The 20,561-nt window shown below is 37.7% G+C and carries 12 protein-coding genes and 1 tRNA gene; 7 read left to right on the top strand and 6 right to left on the bottom strand.

Going from position 1 to position 20,561, the window contains the following annotated elements; translation table 11 throughout:
- Positions 1-76: 76 nt before the first annotated feature.
- Complete coding sequence (locus ACT9TX_RS13900; protein WP_481339111.1) at positions 77-7,306, top strand: T9SS type B sorting domain-containing protein; 7,230 nt, start codon at positions 77-79, stop codon at positions 7,304-7,306.
- Between the two features lie 37 nt (positions 7,307-7,343).
- Positions 7,344-8,390, top strand: coding sequence for a PorP/SprF family type IX secretion system membrane protein (locus ACT9TX_RS13895; protein ID WP_481339110.1), 1,047 nt, complete (start codon positions 7,344-7,346; stop codon positions 8,388-8,390).
- Between the two features lie 57 nt (positions 8,391-8,447).
- On the opposite strand, the gene ACT9TX_RS13890 is transcribed toward ACT9TX_RS13895, so the two are convergent.
- The 3 genes from ACT9TX_RS13890 to ACT9TX_RS13880 all read right to left on the bottom strand — a co-directional run bounded on the left by ACT9TX_RS13890 (position 8,448) and on the right by ACT9TX_RS13880 (position 10,651).
- A tRNA-Leu gene (locus ACT9TX_RS13890) sits at positions 8,448-8,533 on the bottom strand.
- Positions 8,534-8,588: 55 nt separating this feature from the next.
- Entirely contained in the window at positions 8,589-9,149 is a 561-nt protein-coding gene (locus tag ACT9TX_RS13885; protein WP_481339108.1) for a UbiX family flavin prenyltransferase, read from the bottom strand.
- A gap of 281 nt (positions 9,150-9,430) precedes the next feature.
- Complete coding sequence (locus tag ACT9TX_RS13880; protein WP_481339106.1) at positions 9,431-10,651, bottom strand: TCR/Tet family MFS transporter; 1,221 nt, start codon at positions 10,649-10,651, stop codon at positions 9,431-9,433.
- A gap of 186 nt (positions 10,652-10,837) precedes the next feature.
- Between ACT9TX_RS13880 and prfB the strand changes: the two genes are divergently transcribed.
- The 4 genes from prfB to ACT9TX_RS13860 all read left to right on the top strand — a co-directional run bounded on the left by prfB (position 10,838) and on the right by ACT9TX_RS13860 (position 16,480).
- Positions 10,838-11,930, top strand: a protein-coding gene (prfB, locus tag ACT9TX_RS13875) for a peptide chain release factor 2 (RefSeq protein WP_481339104.1) whose coding sequence is annotated in 2 segments (ribosomal slippage) — positions 10,838-10,897 and positions 10,899-11,930 — 1,092 coding nt in all. Because the reading frame shifts where the segments join, the coding sequence is not laid out codon by codon here.
- 196 nt (positions 11,931-12,126) lie between these two features.
- Complete coding sequence (locus ACT9TX_RS13870; protein WP_481339102.1) at positions 12,127-14,235, top strand: endonuclease MutS2; 2,109 nt, start codon at positions 12,127-12,129, stop codon at positions 14,233-14,235.
- A 466-nt stretch (positions 14,236-14,701) separates the two neighbouring features.
- Positions 14,702-15,124 (top strand): OsmC family protein, encoded by a 423-nt coding sequence (locus ACT9TX_RS13865; protein WP_481339100.1) that lies wholly within the window; start codon positions 14,702-14,704, stop codon positions 15,122-15,124.
- 192 nt (positions 15,125-15,316) lie between these two features.
- Complete coding sequence (locus ACT9TX_RS13860) at positions 15,317-16,480, top strand: trans-sulfuration enzyme family protein (RefSeq protein WP_481339098.1); 1,164 nt, start codon at positions 15,317-15,319, stop codon at positions 16,478-16,480.
- Positions 16,481-16,530: 50 nt separating this feature from the next.
- Here ACT9TX_RS13860 and purE read toward each other — a convergent pair whose 3' ends face one another.
- Positions 16,531-17,049, bottom strand: coding sequence for a 5-(carboxyamino)imidazole ribonucleotide mutase (gene purE, locus ACT9TX_RS13855; protein WP_481339096.1), 519 nt, complete (start codon positions 17,047-17,049; stop codon positions 16,531-16,533).
- Between the two features lie 63 nt (positions 17,050-17,112).
- Positions 17,113-18,933: an arginine--tRNA ligase gene (argS, locus tag ACT9TX_RS13850; RefSeq protein WP_481339094.1), complete on the bottom strand. Its 1,821-nt coding sequence runs from the start codon at positions 18,931-18,933 to the stop codon at positions 17,113-17,115.
- Positions 18,934-18,969: 36 nt separating this feature from the next.
- Here argS and ACT9TX_RS13845 point away from each other — a divergent pair, with 36 nt between their 5' ends.
- Positions 18,970-19,509 (top strand): GtrA family protein, encoded by a 540-nt coding sequence (locus ACT9TX_RS13845; RefSeq protein ID WP_481339092.1) that lies wholly within the window; start codon positions 18,970-18,972, stop codon positions 19,507-19,509.
- 47 nt (positions 19,510-19,556) lie between these two features.
- On the opposite strand, the gene ACT9TX_RS13840 is transcribed toward ACT9TX_RS13845, so the two are convergent.
- The gene (locus tag ACT9TX_RS13840) at positions 19,557-20,312 is read right to left on the bottom strand and encodes a DUF6515 family protein (protein ID WP_481339090.1); all 756 of its coding nucleotides are present in this window, start codon (positions 20,310-20,312) and stop codon (positions 19,557-19,559) included.
- Positions 20,313-20,561 lie beyond the last annotated feature (249 nt).

Raw genomic sequence — 20,561 nt, 5'->3', positions numbered from 1 at the left:
TGGTTCGATGCTTTGCCATCAAGCACTTGTAAGTAATTAATGAGTTTTATAGCGATTCTAATAAATACACACTGCTATGAAATTTTTGACGCTCGTGCTTTCTTGCATTATTCTGTCTATTGGGTTACATGCACAAACATCTCCACAAAGTCCAGATTTTGCTTTCCGTTTTGGAGCTAATTCATCTAATTATGGGCAAACTGTTTGGGGGGTTAAGTTAGATAATTTAGGTAATACCTATACGATAGGCAACTTCAATGCCACAACCAATTTTAATCCATTGGGTGCTGCAATGAACCTAACAGCTTATAGCAATTATGCAGATGGATTTTTAGCAAAATATAATAGCAGTGGTTTGGCTCAGTGGGTAGTACCCTTTTCTTCTCAAAGTGGTAGTACAGCAGTAACCAATTCAAACAATTGCACTGCTGTAACTAGTGATGCAAATGGGAATGTGTATGTTACAGGAATATTTTGGGGTACTGTTGATTTTGATCCTAGTACCACTTCAGTTCGTAACTTAACATCCAATGGAAATACTGATATTTTCATAGCTAAATATAATAGTGCTGGGCAATATCAATGGGCTTATTCAGTGGGAGGAAGCGCGGCTGACGCAGGCACAAAAGTTGTGACAGATAATTCGGGTAACGTTTATTTAGCTACTAGATTTAGTTCGTCTTTTCTTGAAACCAATACAACAGGAAGTGGTGTAAGTAAAGTATTTACTGCAATTGGTCCTTATGATATTGCAATTATTAAATACAATGCTTCTGGTGTTTTTCAAGATGCTATCACCTGTGCAAGCGCAAATAATAATGAAATTGTAAATGATGTTCAAGTTGATAGTAACGATAATTTATTTTTTGTAGGAACTTATAGTGGCACTCTTACTTGTGGTTCGTTAAGCTGCACAGCTGCTAAATTTAGTGATGCGTTTGTATTGAAACTAAATAATTCTTTAGTGCCTCAATTTCTTTTTAGCATAGGGGGTATATATTCTGATGAGGGAAAAAATGTTGCTATAGATAGAAATAACGATATAATTGTTAGTGGTATAGTAGGGGGTATTTCTGGATACAATATTGATATGAATACTTCTGGTGGTTCGCCAAGTATTATAACTATTGTAAATCAGGGAACAGAAGCTTTTATTAGTAAGTATGATAATAATGGGGTATTTAAATGGGCTACTGCAACGCAAGGAACTGGAACAGGTAGAGTGCCTAGACCGATGGGTTTGGGTATTGATACCTGTAATAATATAGTTATTGGCGGGTCGTTTACTTCAACATTCGATTTTGACCCTAGTGGTTCTAGTGGTTCTTTTACATCACCTTCCAGTTGGGGTGGTGCGGTAGTAAAGTTTACTTCTCTTGGTGAGTATTTATGGGGTTTTATGTTGACAGGATACTCAGCTAACTTTTTTTCATTTGATTACAATAAAAATATTAATAAATATGTAGTGGGTGGCGATTTAATCACTAATACAACATACCCCAATGTTGATGTAGATCCTACTAATATCACTAAAAATTTAACATCTTTTAATGCAAACTTTGGTGCTGCTTTATTGGCGTTATATCCTGACCTAGGCAACGTAATACCAACAATAACACTAGGTACAATTGCCAATGTTTTGCCAAGTGCAACCAATTTTAGTATTCCATATTCCTCCACCTCTGGTAGTCCTAATCAGTATAGTATTTCAGCTAGCACACCAAACACAATGTCCTCATTTGCAGCTATTACAAATTCAACTCTATCAGCGAGCCCCATTGCTGTTACTATACCTGCAAGTGTGGCAAATACTTACAACTTTAATTTTTCCGTAAGAAATAGGGCGTCAGGTTGTATGAGTGTTAATTATCCAATAATGCTTACAGTTGGTGGTTCACCGACAGTAACAGCCACAGGCACACTCAGAGCTTTTAGTGCATGTGCAGGTATAGGAAGTGATCCTCAAAGCTTTACGGTGAGTGGCAGTAATTTAACAGCGAATTTAACTATAACTACATCAAGCGGTTACGAGATTAGTACTTTTGCTAATGGGCCTTATGGAAATAGACTCAGTTTTACACCTATCTCAGGCAATGTTCCTTCTGCCACCATTTATGTTAGAGTGAGCAGTAGTGCTACAGGTTCACCAAGTGGTAATATTACGATATCTAGTACTGGTGCTACCACACAAAATCTATCGGTAAGTGGTACGGTAAATACTTTACCAACCATAACCTTAGGTGGTGTAAGTAGTGTTTTAACCACGTCAACGAGTTTTAGTTTACCATATTCAGCTACCACAGGTAGTCCTAATCAATACAGTATTAGCACAGGTACACCAACTGCTATGAGTGGCTTTACAGCAGTCAATAATGCCTCACTGCCCGTTTCACCTATTAGTGTAACGATACCTGCAAGTGCAGCTAATACCTATAATTTTAATGTAACGCTAAAAAATAGTAGTACAGGTTGTGTAAGCAGTTCAGTACCATTCACGGTAACAGTAGCTGCCCCTGCACCAGTAATAAATACCACAGGCACACTCAATGGCTTTAGCACTTGTGCTAGTTCAGCAAGCGCTGCGCAAAGCTTTACGGTGAGTGGTAGTAATTTAACAGCGAACTTAATTATAACTGCACCAAGCGGTTACGAGATTAGTACTTTTCCTAATGGTCCTTATGGAAATAATCTCAGTTTTACACCTACCTCAGGCACTGTTCCTTCTGCCACTATTTATGCTAGAGTGAGCATTAGTGCTACAGGTTCACCAAGTGGTAATATTACGGTAGCTAGTACAGGTGCAACCACTCAAAATGTAGCAGTAAGTGGTACTGTAAATACCTTACCAACCATCACTTTAGGAAGTGTAAGCAGTGTCTTAACCACCGCAACTAGCTTTAGCTTGCCATATTCAGCTACCACAGGTAGTCCTAATCAATACAGTATTACTACAGGCGCACCAACTGCTATGAGTGGTTTTACAGCAGTTAATAATGCAACATTGTCTGCCTCACCAATTAGTGTAACGATACCTGCGAGCGCTGCTGGTGTCTATAATTTCAATATTAGTTTGCTTAGCACTACTACAGGTTGTGTAAGTAGTAATAATCCATTTACAGTTACGGTAGCTGCACCTGAAAGCCCAATTATTAATATATCTGGAATTCTACCAGCTTTAACAACCTTTAATAGTTGTTCAGGTATTGCAAGTGTAGCACAAAGGTTTTTGGTAGGTGGTAGTAACTTGACGAATAATATTACCATTACAGCACCAATAGGATTTGAGGTAAGCTTAAGTTCAGGTACAGGTTATAGTTCAAGTGTTACGTTAACCCAAAGTGGTGGAACGATAGCCAACACTAATATCTTCATAAGAATTGCAAGTACTGCTACTGGTTCACCAAGTGGTAATATTACGATAGCTAGTACAGGTGCTAGCACACAAAATGTGACAGTAAGTGGCACTGTAAATCTTCGACCAACCATTTCATTAGGTACCATTAGTAGTGTTTCCACAACTGCTACTAGCTTTAGTATTCCATATACAGCTACTACAGGTAATCCAGATAAATACAATTTAGTTGTTGGCAGTCCAGTGCCTATGAGTGGCTTTACTTCAGTCATTAATGGAACACTGTCAGCTTCGCCAATTAGTGTAACAATACCTGCAAGTGCAGCTGGTACTTATAATTTTAGTTTAAATGCTGTTAATAGTACTTTAGGTTGTGTAAGTAATAATAATCTATTTACGGTAACAATAGTTGCACCAGCCAGTCCAGTACTTACCGTTGCCAGTAATTTAAAAAGCTTTAGTACTTGTGCTGGTATAGTAGGTGCTGCGCAAAGCTTTATAGTAGGTGGTAACAACTTGACGAATGACATTACTATTACTGCACCAACAGGATTTGAGGTAAGCTTAAGTTCAGGTACAGGTTATAGTTCAAATGTTACGTTAACCCAAAGTGCTGGAACGATAACCAACACTAATATTTACACTAGATTATCGAGTACGGCAACGGGTTCACCAAGTGGTGATATTACGATAACTAGTACAGGTGTAATCACACAAAATGTAGCAGTGAGTGGTACAGTAAATGCATTACCAAGTATTGCCTTAGGAAGTGTAAGTAGCGTATTAACTAATGCTACAAGCTTTAGTTTGCCTTTTAATGTAATTGCAGGCAGCCCAGATCAGTATAGTATTACTGCCGCAAGTCCTACTGCTATGAGTGGTTTTACTGCAGTTAATAATGCCACCCTGCCTGCCTCACCAATAAATGTAACAATACCAGCTAGTGCCGTAGGTACGTATAATTTTAATGCGCTAGTAACCAATAGTACAACTGGTTGCGTAAGTGCAACAGTACCATTTACTGTAACAGTAGCTGCACCACCAACATTAACAACTACGGGTACACTTAATGGCTTTAGCACTTGTGCTAGTTTAGCTAGCACAACACAAAGCTTTACTGTAGGAGGTAGCAACTTAACAAATGATATTATCATAACAGCACCAACAGGATTTGAAGTAAGCTTAAGTTTAGGTAGTGGTTATAATTCAAATGTTACGTTAACCCAAAGTGGTGGAACGGTAACCAATACTAATATCTACATTAGATTATCGAGTACAGCAACGGGTTCACCAAGTGGTAATATTACATTAGCTAGTACAGGTGCTACCACACAAAATGTTGCAGTAAGCGGTACTGTAAATGCTTTACCAAGTATTGCCTTAGGAAGTGTAAGTAGCGTATTAACTAATGCTACAAGCTTTAGTTTGCCTTTTAATGTAATTGCAGGCAGCCCAGATCAGTATAGTATTACTGCCGCAAGTCCTACTGCTATGAGTGGTTTTACGGCTGTTAATAATGCGATTTTAGGTAATAGCCCTATCAGTGTAGCTACACCAGCAAGTTCACCTAATACCTATAACTTTAATATTAGTTTGCGTAACACTACTACTGGTTGTATAAGTAGTGATAATCCATTTACGGTTATGGTAGCAGCACCAGCTATTGCTACCGTAACACCTACAGGTACGTTAAATGGCTTTATTACGTGTTCAGGTACAGTAAGTGCTGCACAAAGCTTTACAGTAGGAGGTAGCAACTTAACGAACGATATTATCATAACAGCACCAACAGGTTATGAGGTAAGTTTAGCATCGGTTAGTGGTTATAGTAGTAGTATTATCTTAACACAAAGTAGCGGTACAGTTGCTAACACTACCGTTTACACAAGATTAGCCAGTACAGCTACAGGCACACCAAGTGCCAATATTACCGTAGCTAGTACAGGTGCTACTACCCAAAATGTAGCAGTGAGCGGTACGGTAAATGCCTTACCAAATACGAGTATCGCCATAGCAGAAACATCAGGTACTACCAACAATGATGGTATTATTTGTAATGGTTCAAGTGTTACTTTAACAGAAGCGGGTTTAGATGGTTCGTCAACTGTGCTATGGAGCAATGGCGCAGTTAGCAATGGCATAACTCTAAGTCCAGCAAGTACTACTACTTACACGGCAACAGTAACTAATGCAAATGGTTGTACTAAAAATTCTAGTGTAACCGTAACAGTCAATCCATTGCCAACAGTCACTATCAGCGCAGGAAGTACTACTACATTCTGCCAAGGTGGTACAGTTACATTAACTGCAAGCACAGGAACAAGCTATTTGTGGAGTACTGGTGCAACAACCGCCTCAATTAATGCCTCAACAAGTGGCAATTATACAGTAACGGTTACCAATGCTAATGGCTGTTCTGCCACTTCAACTGCTACAACTGTAACAGTCAATCCATTGCCTAAGGCAAGTATCAGTGCAGGAAGTGCTACCACATTTTGCCAAGGCGGTTCAGTAACATTAACTGCAAGTACTGGCACAAGTTACTTATGGAGTACTGGCGCAACAACCGCTTCAATCAATGCATCAACAAGTGGTAATTACACAGTTACAGTGATTAATGCCAATGGCTGTTCAGCAACATCAACTGCTACCACAGTAACGGTTAATCCATTGCCTGCGGCAAGTATTGCAGGTACAACAGCCGTATGTCAAAATGCTGTAGCCCCAAGTATCACGTTTACAGGTGCAGCAGGCACAGCACCATATACTTTCAGCTATACTGTTAATGGTGGTACTACTCAAACAGTCACCACTACAAGCGGTAACACAGTAACAGTATCTGTACCAACCAGTGCAGCAGGTAGTTTTGCTTACAGCTTAGTAAGTGTAAAAGATGCAAGTGCCACCAGCTGCTCAAATTCAGTAGCAGGTACAGCCACAGTAACGGTGAATCCATTGCCTGTGGCAAACATCAGTGCAGCTAGCACAGTTATTTGTGGTGCAGGCAACTCTATCAACCTTACAGCTACAGGTGCTGCTACCTATCAGTGGTCTAGAAATGGTACACCTATAAGTGGCGCAACAAGTAGTACGTATGCAGCTACTACAATAGGTACTTACACTGCTATTGCTACTTCTGCGTTTGGGTGTACAGCACCCGCTACGGGTAGCTTGGTAGTTACACAATTATTGGCACCAAAAGCAGGCTTTACTTACGATAGTTATTGTACTAATAAAGCCATCAACTTTACCAATGCAAGTACGGTAAATATAACAGGTGCAGTAAGCTACACATGGTCTGATAACAATGCGAACACAAGTAGTGCTACTAATGCAAGATTTACTTATCCAAATGCTGGTAGTTATAGCGTGAAGTTAAAAGTACAGTCTAACACTTGTAGCAACCTTTCTGATAGCTTTACAGTAGTTGTTCCGGTTGAAGCACCTCGAGCAGCTATACGTCAAAATACATTGGATGTAGCTATTAACGATAATGTACAATTACAAGCAAGAAACTTTGGTAATCAATATACCTGGTCACCTTCACTTGGTTTAAGTGATCCATTCATCAGTAATCCAACTATTAATACTAGTAAAGAACAAGAGTATTTAATTACAATTGGTGTGCCTTCAGGATGTACTACATTAGATACCTTAAAGGTGAGAATTCACGAGTCTCGTAAGGTTTATGTACCAAATGTGTTCTCGCCAAATGGGGACGGTCAAAATGACAAGTTATATCTTATACCAGTAGGCATATCAGAATTGAAATCGTACCGAATTTTCAATCGTTGGGGCAAAAAGTTATTTGAAACATCTTTAATAAGCCAAGGTTGGGATGGAACATTCAATGGGCAATTACAACCATTAGATACTTATGTATGGACAGTGTTGGCAGTAGATAAAGATGGTAATACAATTTATCATGAAGGTACAGTAACACTTTTAAGATAATACCATCACCATCAAGTACAACACAAAAACTTAAATCATGAAAAAGATGTTTAAATGTATCAATAGAAATTTGAAACTAAGTCTATTCGCAATGAGTCTAAGTTTAATGGCTAATACTGCAATAGCGCAAGACCCGCATTTTTCGCAATACTTTGCTTCGCCCCTCACCATCAATCCTTCGTTCACAGGAAAGGACGTTTCTGATATGCGAGTGGCTATTAACATGCGGTCGCAATGGTGGGGTGGAAGTAATATTAACCCTTATAATACAGCTACTGTTTCTTTAGAGAAAAGGCTATCAGCTACTAAACTAGCTGATGATCAATTAGCCGTTGGCTTGTTATTATTAACAGATGGCAGCAATAATGGGTTGTTAAAAAATAATTATTTTGGTACATCTATTGCCTATAACAAGCTTATTTCTTCACAAATAACCATTGGTTTAGGTTTATCAATGGTATATGCAAACAGAATACTTGATGCCAGCAAGTTTCAGTTTCAGTCGCAATTTGGTAGCATGGGTTTTCAGCGCTCAATACCATCAAATGACTTTATAACGGTGCAAAAAAAATCATACTTAGATTTTAATGCGGGTATAAACCTCAGTCAAAATTTTGATAATTTGGGCTACACTGTTGGTGCAGGCTATTTTCATGCAGGTAGACCGAATGAAGGCGCCTACGATAGTAAGCAATATGCTATAGATACAAGGTTAAGCCTACAAGGTAATGCTTGGTTTGCTTTAGGTAGAGGCGATAATAGAAGTACATTTCATGTTAGTAGTTTAGCCGAATTTCAGGGCGTAAACACCGTATTTACTCTCGGTGGTATTTATAAAGCAAAAATTGCAGGTGACGACACCATAGAAAGCCTAAACTTTGGTGCATTCAAAAGATTTGGTAATGCTGTGTATCATTATGTAGGATTAGAAGCAACCAACTGGATTTTATCGCTAACTTACGATGTAGTAACCAGTGAAGTAAGCAGCTATAATTCTGTATCTAGTATTGAGCTGGGTTTTGTATGGCAATTTTCTGGTAACAAGAATACCCCAAAACCTTTAGGAAAGATTATGAGATATTAATTATTTACATATAATACTATAAAGGCAACCATTGATGATTGCCTTTATAGTTAATAGTGCGGCAAAGGAGATTCGAACTCCCACGCCCGGTAAAAGGCGCTACCACCTCAAAGTAGTGCGTCTACCAATTTCGCCATCGCCGCTAACGGGTGCAAATGTAATGTTTCAGATGAAAATATTATTGGAAAAATAGCGTTGCTATCTGCCCCATCTATAGGTGTTTATGTCTAAACCTGCAATGTCTAAAATTCTATCAACTACTGTAGCTGCAACATCTTCCATGGTTTTAGGTAGGCTGTAAAATGAAGGTGTTGCTGGCGCAATAATGCCACCTGCTAGCGTTACTGTTTCCATGTTTTTTATGTGAATAAGGTTGTAAGGCGTATCTCTTACCATTAATATCAATTTTCGTCTTTCTTTTAATACCACATCAGCAGCTCTTGTAATTAAATCGTCGCTTACACCGCTGGCTATACGGCCCAAAGTGCCCATGCTACAAGGTGCGACAATCATAATATTGTATTTTGCTGAGCCTGAAGCGAAAGGCGCAGTGAAATCTGTCTTCTCAAAAAAGCGAGCATTGTAGTTGTTGTAATCTTCGTTACCAAGTTCTGTATGCCATACTTCTTTAGCATTTTTACTCATCACAATGCTTAATTCTAGCCATTGGTTTTGCATTTGTGACAATTTATCGAGCAATACCTTGGCATAAATACTTCCACTTGCACCTGTAACCGCAACTACTATTTTATGGCTCATAATAACTTTTAATTAGTAACAACGTAAGATGGTAAATGGTTAAATAAATACGATGATAAACAGTACGTCCCTGATTTTCTAAATAGTAAGAGTTCTCTATTTATTGGAATAATGTGAATTTGTACAATAAAATTCACAAGTTTTAAACATCAATTTGTTTGAACGGTAAAAGACATCTATATTTACATCGGTTTTTCATAGGATATTGGATTTTAAAACGGGGCTGGATTTTTATCCTGGCCCTTTTTTTATGCCTCAAAATCGCTACGAAAAAATCTATGCTAACGCAGTCGTTCTGCTTTTAAGCTTCTGTAAGCTAATATAGTACTTATAAGTGTAAGAAATGCACCTAAAAAAAATGGTGCACTTGGTAAATAAACAGGCGTTGTTTTGCTTGTAAAGAATGCAAAAATATTGGTCATAATGAGAGGGCCAATAACTGAAGTAGCACTCATTAAACTGGTTAATGCACCTTGTAATTCGCCTTGTTCATTAGCTGGTACATGCGTAGATATTAAACCTTGTATCGCTGGTCCTGCAATACCACCTAGACAATACACACCTGTAAATGCAAACATCATCCAGGTAGAACTTGCGTATGCAAATAGTATAAAACCAAGTGTATACAAGCCTAAACCAATATATACGCTTTTTTCCTGTCCTAATTTAGGTATAGCTACTCTTACAAGCAAGCCTTGAACTAGTGTAATGCAAATGCCTATTACAGTTAATGAGTAGCCTCTCACTTTTGAACCCCAATTTAGTTTTGCAATCGTTATATAATTCCAAGTCGTTTGAACAGCATGTGCGGCTATATAAATTAGTGTGATTGAAATTACTAGGCCTGCGATTATTGAGTATTTGTTTAACAACTTAAATGAACCAATTGGGTTAGCTCTTTTCCATTCGAACTCTCTTCGATTTTCAGAACTTAAACTTTCAGGTAAAATAAAGTAGCCGTAGAGCCAATTAATTAAAGATAGACCTGCTGCAACAAAAAATGGAAGTTTAAGATTTATGTCTGATAAAAAGCCGCCGAGAAAAGGCCCCAAAATAAAACCAAGGCCAAAAGCAGCGCCAACTATACCAAAGTTTTTAGCTCTGTTTTCTGGTGTACTAATGTCTGCTATATAGGCTGATGCTGTGGTAATACTGGCACCTGTAATGCCTGCAATTAATCTACCTACAAATAGCCACATAATTGATGGCGCAAAAGCAAGCAATAAATAGTCAATGCCAAAACCAAATAATGAAAACAATAAAACTGGTCTTCTGCCATATTTGTCACTAAGATTACCCAAAATTGGTGAGCATAAAAATTGCATACTAGCATAAGCAAATACCAGCCAGCCACCATATTTTGCAGTTTCGCTAATGGTGCTGTGCGTTAAACCTTGAATAAGGCTTGGTAAGCCGGGTATAATGATACCAAAGCCAATAAAGTCAATTAATAATGTAATGAAAATGAAACCTAGTGCTGCTTGCTTTTTATCTTTTGCCATAACAATGTGATTATTGCAAAGTAAAAGTTTTGCAGGTAAATTATTTTAGCTTTTTGCATAAATGGCTGAGGAACGTACAAAGCGCCGCAGTGTGCGACGCAACCAAAGCATCATAGAACTACAAAAGCTAGTGACAAAAACAGCTTCTACTTAATTTTATAAATAATCGCAGTAACTTGCGCCACTATGACACAAGAGCAATTGAAAGATATAAGAGACAGAGTTACCGTCTTGAGGAGGTTTCTTTGACTACGATAGCCGTAAAACTAAAGTAGAACAAGATCGTCAATTATCGTTATCGCCTGGTTTTTGGGATGACAATGCCCGAGCTACGGCCACCATGAAAGACATTAAGCTAAACGAGTTTTGGATGAAATTGTACGAGCAAGTTGATACTGCCGTGGAAGACTTTGCCGTGCTGTTTGACTTTTGGAAAAGTGGTGACGAAACGGAAGAAGAAGTGAAAAAAGTGTACGATGCAGCCGTAATGGCTGTTGAAGATGCTGAATTTAAAAGCACATTGAACAAGCCTGAAGACGAATTACCAGGCATTCTGCAAATTAATTCTGGTGCAGGTGGTACCGAAAGCCAAGATTGGGCTGATATGCTGTTGCGTATGTACTTGATGTATGGGCAAAAGCAAGGCTGGAAAGTTACCGAGTTAGATTATCAAGAAGGTGATGGTGCAGGTATAAAATCTGCCACATTACAATTTGACGGCCCATTTGCTTACGGCTTTTTAAAAGCTGAAAGTGGTGTGCATCGCTTGGTGCGTATTTCGCCATTTGATAGCAATGCAAGGCGACATACCTCGTTTGCATCTGTGTATGTGTATCCATTAATTGATGATAGTATCGAGATTGAAGTAAATCCTGCTGACTTAGAATGGGCATTTTACAGAAGTGGCGGTAGTGGTGGACAAAACGTAAATAAGGTAGAAACCGCTGTACGATTAAAACATGGGCCAAGTGGTTTTATAGTCGAATGTCAGCAAGCAAGAACGCAAGGCGAAAACCGAGAATTGGCCATGAAAATGCTTAAAAGTAGGTTGTACGAAGAAGAAATGCGTAAGCGACAAGAAGCCTTAAACGCTACCAATAGCAACAAAAAGAAAATAGAATGGGGCAGCCAAATACGTAGCTATGTATTTCATCCATACAAAATGATTAAAGACCATAGAACCGACTTTGAAGTAGGTAATGTGCAGCCTGTAATGGATGGTGAATTGGATGGCTTTATAAAAGCGTATTTGATGATGGAAAAGGAAGCTACTGATTAAAACTAACCGCTGATTAAAAATGATAGGAATGATTTACTATGATTTTACAAGTCTTTATAGCTTTTGGCTAAACCATGTATAAAAAATTACAACTTATGACCCTAGTTGTTTGTAACTAATAGCGTAACAAGAATTAAAGACAAAGACACGAATTGGGAAAATCGAAAATCCCAAATCTCAAATCAGAAATTAGAACATGCGTTTATACCCAGAAACGGCAGCAATACAATTAGAATTTGACAAGGTAAAGGCTTTATTAGTAAACCATTGTAAAACAGTATATGCACAGGAAAAAGCAGATAATCTGCGTATTCACACCAAGAAAGATTATATAGAACTTGAATTACAGCAAAGCCACGAGTACAAATTATTGTACCAGCAAAGCTTGTATTTTCCTAATGATTTTACCTTAAACATACAGAAAGATATAAAGTTACTTGGTATACCTGGTGCGTTGCTAGTAAGCGACCAATGGATGAACATTAAAAAGCTTGCCGAAAATATCAGCAATATTTTTAGATGGTTTGATACTGAAAAACGTTTGGCTTATCCTTCATTAACCAAAGTAATTGAACATACTTACTACGAGAAAGTAATTGTAGAAATGATTAATGAAGTGCTAGATGAGAATGGCAATGTAAAAGACAATGCTAGCGATGATTTGTATAAAATTCGCATGGCCTTGTACAAGCGTAGAAATGAGCTACGACGCATGTTTGAGAAGGTGGTAGCCAAACTAAACAAAGCTGGTTATAGTGCAGAAATAGAAGAAGGTTTTAGCAATGGTAGACGTGTAGTAGCGGTTTTTGCCGAACATAAAAGGCAAGTGAAAGGTATTTTGCATGGCGAAAGTGACAGCCGTAAAACAGCCTTTATTGAGCCCGAAGAAACCATTCCTTTAAACAACGAAGTGTTTGCTTTAGAACACGAAGAAAGCCGAGAAGTACAACGCATTTTAAGAGCTTTAACCAGCAAATTATCGGTGTATTCAGGCTTGTTGATGGGCTACTTAGAAATTGTAGGCGAGTTTGATTTTATTAAAGCCAAAGCCAAATTGGCTGTTGACATGAACGGTCAATTTCCAAATTTGCTAGATAAAGCACATTTAGAGTTAAAAGATGCTTACCATCCTTTGTTGTATTTGTATAATAAAGCTTCTAATAAACCAACTATACCTGTAACACTAACCCTTGATGAAAAGAGCAGAATATTGGTAATCAGCGGCCCAAATGCTGGCGGTAAAACCGTTACCATGAAAACCATTGGCCTCAACCAAATCATGCTACAAAGTGGCTTGTTGGTGCCTGTGCATCCTACATCGCAAATGGGTATTTTTAAGCAATTATTCATACACATTGGCGATACACAAAGTATTGAATTTGAGCTAAGTACCTACTCATCGCATTTGCAGCACATGAAGCATTTTATAGAGGTGGCAAATGGTAAAACGCTGTTTTTTATAGATGAGCTTGGTAGTGGTAGTGATCCTAATTTGGGCGGTGCTTTTGCCGAAGTAATTATGGAAGAATTGGGTCGCAGACATGCATTTGGCATTGTAACCACGCATTACTTAAACCTAAAAGTAATGGCCAATCATACGCAAGGCATTATTAATGGCGCTATGCAGTTTGATGAAGTGCATTTACAACCCATGTACAAACTCATTGTAGGCAAACCTGGTAGCAGTTACACATTTTCCATTGCAGAGCGTATTGGATTGCCACAACATTTAATTAACCGTGCTAGAAAATTGGTAGATGAAGACCATTTTAAGCTTGATAGATTATTGAATAGAACTGAGCAAGATTTACAACAATTAGATGCAGAGAAAAAAGACTTGCACAAGCTCATTCGTGAGAATGAAAAGCTTAAAAAGGAGATGGAAATAGTGTTGAATAAAGAGCGACACAAACAGCAAATAGAAACCTTAAAGCACCAAAACCAAATTACAGAAGAGCGCCTGACTTACTTGAAAGATATGGAGCGAAAACTGAAACAAGTAGCGCTAGACTGGAAAAAATCTGACAATAAAGAACAAGTAGTAAAAGGCTTACACACCTTGCTTTTTAAGGGTAACGAAAAGGTGGTGGTCAACAAATTAGCAAAGAAAGTAGACAAAAAATTCGTAGAAATAAAGCAAGAAATTGTAGTAGGCGCTTTGGTAAAACTGAAGAAAAATTACCAAGTAGGCGAGGTGAAAGAAATACGTGGTAAGCGTGCCATTGTACAAATTGGTTTGCTACCAATGAATGTAGAAATTGACGACTTGGTGACAGTAGAAAAGGTAGAAGAAAAAGAAGTGTAGTTATTGCGAATTGGTGTAATAAATTGCCCCATCCAAATTCATTGAACCTATTTACCTCAAAAAAGTCAGGTACACCCACTCACAACGTCTACTTGCCATAAAAAATCTTAGGCATAGCTACTCACAGCTGCGAATTGCCATCCCCAAACTTAGTTATTGTTACTCACATGTATGAGTGGGCATCCCTAAACTTAGCTATGGCTAATCACACGTGTGAGTGCGCATCCCTAAACTTAGGTATGGGTACTCACAAAGGCGAATTGGTAATCATAAAACTAGATAACCCTAACTCGTATATTTTTATTTATTGTGTCATCGCTAGTACTACTATTCAGCACTGTATGCGTCGCACCTCGCATCTGTATTGCTTTATTCAGCTTTGTTTACAGTTGCTTTATTTGCAATCATTAAAATCATCTGAATCATTCTATCAGTGATTATCTTTGCGTCCAATTAAAAATAGGATATGCCTACAATTGAATTAAACAGAGTTCAGAACGATTATGGTTTTGAAGTTAAAGACGAAAACGGCCACGTTGTAAGAATGGATACAAGCCCAGAAAGTGGTGGGCAAAACTTTGGCGTAAGACCAATGCAAATGCTATTAATGGGGCTTGGTGGTTGTAGTGCAATAGATGTAATTATGATTTTGAAAAAGCAACGCCAAAATGTGCGTGACTATAAAATGGTTATCAAAGGCGATAGAGAAGCTGGCAAAGAACCTTCTTTATGGAAAGACATCACTGTAGAGTTTCACATTTACGGTGAGGTAGACCAAGAGAAAGCTGAAAAAGCAGTTGATTTATCATTAAATAAATATTGCTCAGTTGCAGCTACTTTATTTGCCGCAGGCGCAGCCATAAAAACAGAAACTTTTGTACATCCATAACATTAACCGCTGATTAATAATGATTGTAATGATGTGCTATGATTTTAAGTCATCACAGACAATCACAGAAAAATTATCATTAATCAGCGGTTAAATTTATCAAGGGATTTGATTGCAATGATGAGTAATAATTTTAACCATCACAGACAGTCATAAAAATCATTATTAATCAGCGGTTACTATTTCACAACTATGCATAAACAAACACTCGCTATTCGTACACAAACTGCTCAGTCATTCGAGATGGAGCATTCAACACCATTATACCTTACAAGCAGTTTCACTTTTGATACAGCAGAAGATATGCGTGCAGCATTTGCTGATGAAAGCGATGACAATATTTACAGTCGTTATAGCAACCCTACAGTAGACGAATTTGTAAAAAAAATGTGCTTCCTTGAAGGTGCTGAAGCTGGTTTTGCAACTGCAAGTGGTATGGCTGCCGTGTTCAATTCAATTTTTGCATTGCTTAAAGCAGGTGACCACTTAATTTGTTGCAGTTCAGTTTTTGGTAGCACACATGCATTGGCTACCAAGTTTTTACCAAAATATGGTATTGAATGTACATTGGTAAGTTCTACCAAGCCAGATGAATGGGAAGCAGCTGTAAAGCCAAACACTAAAATGGTGTATTTAGAAACGCCAACCAATCCGCAATTAGAAGTGATTGACTTGGCTTGGGTGGGTGAATTTTCTAAAAAGCACAACATCATTTTTAACGTAGATAATTGTTTTGCATCGCCTATTTTACAAAACCCAATTGAATTTGGTGCAGATATTGTAAGCCACAGTGCAACTAAGTGGATTGATGGTCAGGGTAGGGTTTTAGGTGGTATTGTGGTAGGTAGAGCAGATTTAATTAGAGATATTTATTTGTTTTGTAGAAATACTGGCCCAAGTATGAGTGCTTTTAATGCATGGGTACTTAGTAAAAGCCTTGAAACACTAGATGTAAGATTAGAAAGACATTGTGCTAATGCACTTGCCATAGCTACCAAACTAGAACAAAACGACAAAATTGCTTGGGTAAAATATCCGTTTTTGCCATCGCATCCTCAATACGAGATTGCTATTAAGCAAATGAAAAAGGGTGGTGGTGTGTTGTGTTTTGAACTAAAAGGTGGTGTAGAAAGTGGTCGTAAATTTTTAGATGCACTTGAGTTATTGTCAATGACGCCAAACCTTGGCGATACACGTAGTATTGCATCGCACCCTACAAGTACCACACACTCTAAATTGACAGAAGCTGAAAGATTGGCAATTGGCATTACGCCAGGTTTAATACGTATTTCTGCTGGCTTAGAAAATGTAAATGATATTCTTGCAGATATTGAACAAGCATTGGAGAAATGCTAACCGTATAGCGATACAAAAAAGGAACCAATTTGGTTCCTTTTTTGTACAATCTATTTGTCAAAACTATTAGGCCAAGTAGTTTTTAGCTTATCCACTTTGGTTAATACTTCATCGTTCAATTGGTTTTTATACGCTTGTAAAGCATCGCTTAATCCAGCGTCAAAACTGCCTAAAATAGTAGCTGCTAAAATACCTGCATTTTTAGCAGCATTTAAAGCAACAGTAGCTACAGGTATACCATTTGGCATTTGTAAAATACTCAAAACGCTATCCCAACCATCAATTGAATTACTGCTTTTTATTGGTACACCAATTACGGGCAAAGTGGTAATACTTGCCACCATACCTGGCAAATGTGCCGCACCACCTGCACCAGCAATAATTACTTTTAGGCCACGCTCTTTTGCAGTTTTCGCATAGTCTACCATGCGCAATGGTGTTCTGTGAGCAGATACTACCGTTAACTCAAAAGGCACGTTGAAATGCGTAAGCATATCTGCTGCTGCTTGCATAATAGGTAAGTCGCTATCGCTACCCATAATAATCCCAACCAAAGGTGCATTTGCCATATACAGTTTTTAAAGCGGCAAGATAAACGCTATGCTAAGAATAGCCACATTTTTTTGTGGTGGCTACATTCTCTCAGGCACACCAATACCCAACAACTGCATACCCGTTTTAAGCACTTGTGCAGTTAGTTGCGATAATTGTAAGCGAAGTATTTTCTTTTCTTCACTTTCTGCATTGGAAATTTTATGTTCTGTGTAAAACGAGTTAAAGGTTTTTGCCACATTGAAAATATAAATCGCCACTTTGCTAGGGTCGTTTTCTGCTGCGGCTTCGCCAATAACGGTAGGGAATAATTCTAAAGTAATAGCTAATGATTTCTCTAATGGCAGCAATAGTGAATGGTGAATAGTGAATGGTGAATTGTTGTCAGTACTTGAAACTTGGAACTTGAAACTTGAAACTTCTTGTGCCATTTTTCTCAGAATACTCTTAATCCTAGCATATGTGTACTGTATAAATGGACCTGTAAAACCATGAAAGTCAATGCTTTCTTCTGGGTTAAATACCATTTTCTTTTTAGGGTCTACACGTAGTAAAAAGAATTTCAACGCACCTAAACCAATGGTATTGTAAAGGCTTAATAATTCCTCTGTTGAGAAGTCTTTCACCTTACCTAATTCTTCGGTTTTTTGTTGCGAAATGCTAATCATTTCTGCTACTAAATCATCTGCATCTACCACGGTACCTTCACGGCTTTTCATTTTGCCGGTAGGCAGTTCAACCATACCATAACTTAAATGAAAAATGCCATCAGCAGAAGGTAAACCCAGTTTTTGGCAAATGAGTTTCAATACTTTAAAATGGTAATTCTGTTCGTCACCAACTACATAAATGCTTTGGTCTGCATTAAACTCTTTTTGCTTTTGCTCGGCTAGACCAATGTCTTGTGTTATGTAAACTGATGTGCCATCTTTTCTACGTACAATTTTTTCATCCAATCCATCAGCCGTTAAATCAATCCACACACTGCTATCTTCTTTTTGGAAAAACACTTGTTTCTCTAAGCCTTTTTCTACCAAATCTTTACCTAATAAATAAGTATTGCTTTCGTAGTAAGTTTTATCAAAATCGCTACCAATGGTGTTGTAAGTGGTGTTAAAACCTTCGTACACCCACGAGTTCATTTTCTGCCACAAATCCATCACTTCAGGCTTTCCTGCTTCCCAATCTATCAGCATTTGTTGCGCTGCTTTCATTATTGGGGCATCTTTCTCTGCTTGGTCTTTTGCAATGCCTTTAGCAACCAATGTGTCTATTTCTGCTTTATAAGCATCATTAAATTTTACGTAATAATCACCTACAAAATGGTCGCCTTTTTTACCAGTGCTTTCTGGTGTTGCGCCATTAGCAAATAATTGCCAAGCAATCATGCTTTTACAAATGTGAATGCCTCTGTCATTTACAATGCAGGTTTTTACAATATCGTAACCATTTGCTTTTAGTATTTCTGCAATGCTCCATCCTAAAAAGTTGTTACGCAAGTGGCCAAGGTGCAATGGCTTGTTGGTATTAGGCGATGAATATTCTACCATCACACGCTTACCATTTGGCGCAGCCTTACCAAAATTTTCATTGCTGTAATTTGTATTGGTAAAGTTTAACCAATAACTATCTGCAATGCTTAGGTTTAAAAAGCCTTTAATCACATTGTAAGCCGTAAATAGAGTAGGGTTATTGGCTACTAAATAGTCACCAAGCTCTTGACCAAGTGCATCGGGTGATTTCTTTAATTGTTTTACAAAAGCAAATAAAACCACGGTATAATCACCTTCAAACTCATGTTTGGTAGCGTTTACCAATATGGCAACATCTTCAATATCTATAGTGTATAAGGCTGTAATAGCTTTAGCAGTAACTTGTTTAATCTGTGCAACAACGCTCATTAGTCTTAACATTTGTGGGCTGCAAATCTAACTGTTATGCCCTTAACTTTACCGCCATTTATGAAGCATTTACATCAACAGTTGCGCAATTTGATTTTAACGGTGGTAGATTTCTTTTATCCGCTGTTTAAAAAGATTATGCCCTTGCAAACCTTTCGCTATGCGGCTTGCGGTGGGTTTAATACTTTGCTAGATATTACCTTGTTTTTTACCGCATACACTTATCTATTTCACGGTGAAGCCATACATCCCTTGCCAAGTTTATTACCTAATTTAATAGTAAGTGCACACATTGCAGCTTTTATTATTAGTTTCTCTGTTACTTTCCCTGTAGGTTTTTATTTTAGTAGATATGTCGTGTTTCAAGAAACAAGCGGTAGTAAAGTAGCGCAACTGAGCAAGTATATTTTTGTGGTGTTTATTTGCCTGATGCTGAATTATGGTTTTTTAAAGATTTTTATAGAAGTATTTAAATGGAATGCTTTAATTTCTAAGTTGTTAACTACTATGTTGGTAGTTAGCTTTAGCTATATTTCTCAGAAGCATTTTACGTTTAAAACGGTGGTAGGAGATTGATATTGACGAAATTATAATAGGTTAATACTTGATTTTTACAAAAAATATTATTTACCCACTACTTTGTAGTAAATCCTATTGTCTTCAACTATTTGTTGGTAATAAATATTTTCTGGTGATACATACATTGTTTGCCCATTAATAGTGATGGTTTTACACTGGTCTGGTAAATTATCTACAAAATCACCTTCTTGAATTGGTCTGTTTTGTTGAGGCTGATTTTGATTGTTGTAATTGCCATTGTCATTTCGTAATTGATTGGTTTTAAGCTCACCATTTACACCAACTACTTCATACAAAATTTGGTTTTTATCGTTGTAAGTTGGCAAATAGTAAGTACCACCTAATTCATAATATTTAACGCCATCCATGGTTACAGCTTTTGCAGCTTTTGGTAATTCAGGCAATTTTGCGCCAATTGGTGGTGCAACAACTTCATAATTTCTATCGTCGTAGCGGCGGTAGAATGTATTATCGTAATAGTAGTAATTGCTGCTGCCAAAATAAAAAGGCCAATAACCATAAGGCAATACGTTTACTCTAAAACCAATACTTGGCCCATAGGGTACAAATGGTCTGTAATAAGGTACATAAGGTCTTGCATAATAGCGACTACCTAAACCTAAGCTAATGTGAACTGATTGTCGATAAACTGGTCTTGGCGCATAAGCATAAACCCTTGGTGCAGGATGGTAATAACCTGGGCGGCCCCAATTGCGTTGTGCTGATACTTGGCTGCTAATTGCTAATACAACTACTAAGCTAAACCCTACACTTACTTGTTTTAATGAGAAGACTTGCATGGCTAAAGAGTTTTAAAATCTGACTGTAATTTGGGGAACAATTTCGATGCCAAAAAGCTAAAATTGTATAAAATCGGTGAGTAGCTAAATGATACCTTTTGTTGTACGATACAAGTATGAGAAAGTTACAATTACTACTAGAATTAACGTGAGTTCGGTTTAAGAAACAGCGAAAAAGGTGTTGAAATTGTCTATTAATTGTACCACCAATTGCTAAACAACCAATCACCTTTTATGCTTAAGGATAAA

The sequence above is a fragment of the Parasediminibacterium sp. HNIBRBA5674 genome, assembly GCF_056745525.1.
The sequence above is the reverse complement of the archived record's forward strand: the minus strand, read 5'-3'. Positions and strand labels throughout refer to the sequence as shown.

Bases quoted from the DNA above. Each gene is read 5' to 3' on its own strand.
- ACT9TX_RS13900 (WP_481339111.1), top strand. From the start codon at position 77: ATGAAATTTTTGACGCTCGTGCTTTCTTGCATTATTCTGTCTATTGGG.
- ACT9TX_RS13895 (WP_481339110.1), top strand. From the start codon at position 7,344: ATGAAAAAGATGTTTAAATGTATCAATAGAAATTTGAAACTAAGTCTA.
- ACT9TX_RS13885 (WP_481339108.1), bottom strand. From the start codon at position 9,149: ATGAGCCATAAAATAGTAGTTGCGGTTACAGGTGCAAGTGGAAGTATT.
- ACT9TX_RS13880 (WP_481339106.1), bottom strand. From the start codon at position 10,651: ATGGCAAAAGATAAAAAGCAAGCAGCACTAGGTTTCATTTTCATTACA.
- ACT9TX_RS13870 (WP_481339102.1), top strand. From the start codon at position 12,127: ATGCGTTTATACCCAGAAACGGCAGCAATACAATTAGAATTTGACAAG.
- ACT9TX_RS13865 (WP_481339100.1), top strand. From the start codon at position 14,702: ATGCCTACAATTGAATTAAACAGAGTTCAGAACGATTATGGTTTTGAA.
- ACT9TX_RS13860 (WP_481339098.1), top strand. From the start codon at position 15,317: ATGCATAAACAAACACTCGCTATTCGTACACAAACTGCTCAGTCATTC.
- purE (WP_481339096.1), bottom strand. From the start codon at position 17,049: ATGGCAAATGCACCTTTGGTTGGGATTATTATGGGTAGCGATAGCGAC.
- argS (WP_481339094.1), bottom strand. From the start codon at position 18,933: ATGAGCGTTGTTGCACAGATTAAACAAGTTACTGCTAAAGCTATTACA.
- ACT9TX_RS13845 (WP_481339092.1), top strand. From the start codon at position 18,970: ATGCCCTTAACTTTACCGCCATTTATGAAGCATTTACATCAACAGTTG.
- ACT9TX_RS13840 (WP_481339090.1), bottom strand. From the start codon at position 20,312: ATGCAAGTCTTCTCATTAAAACAAGTAAGTGTAGGGTTTAGCTTAGTA.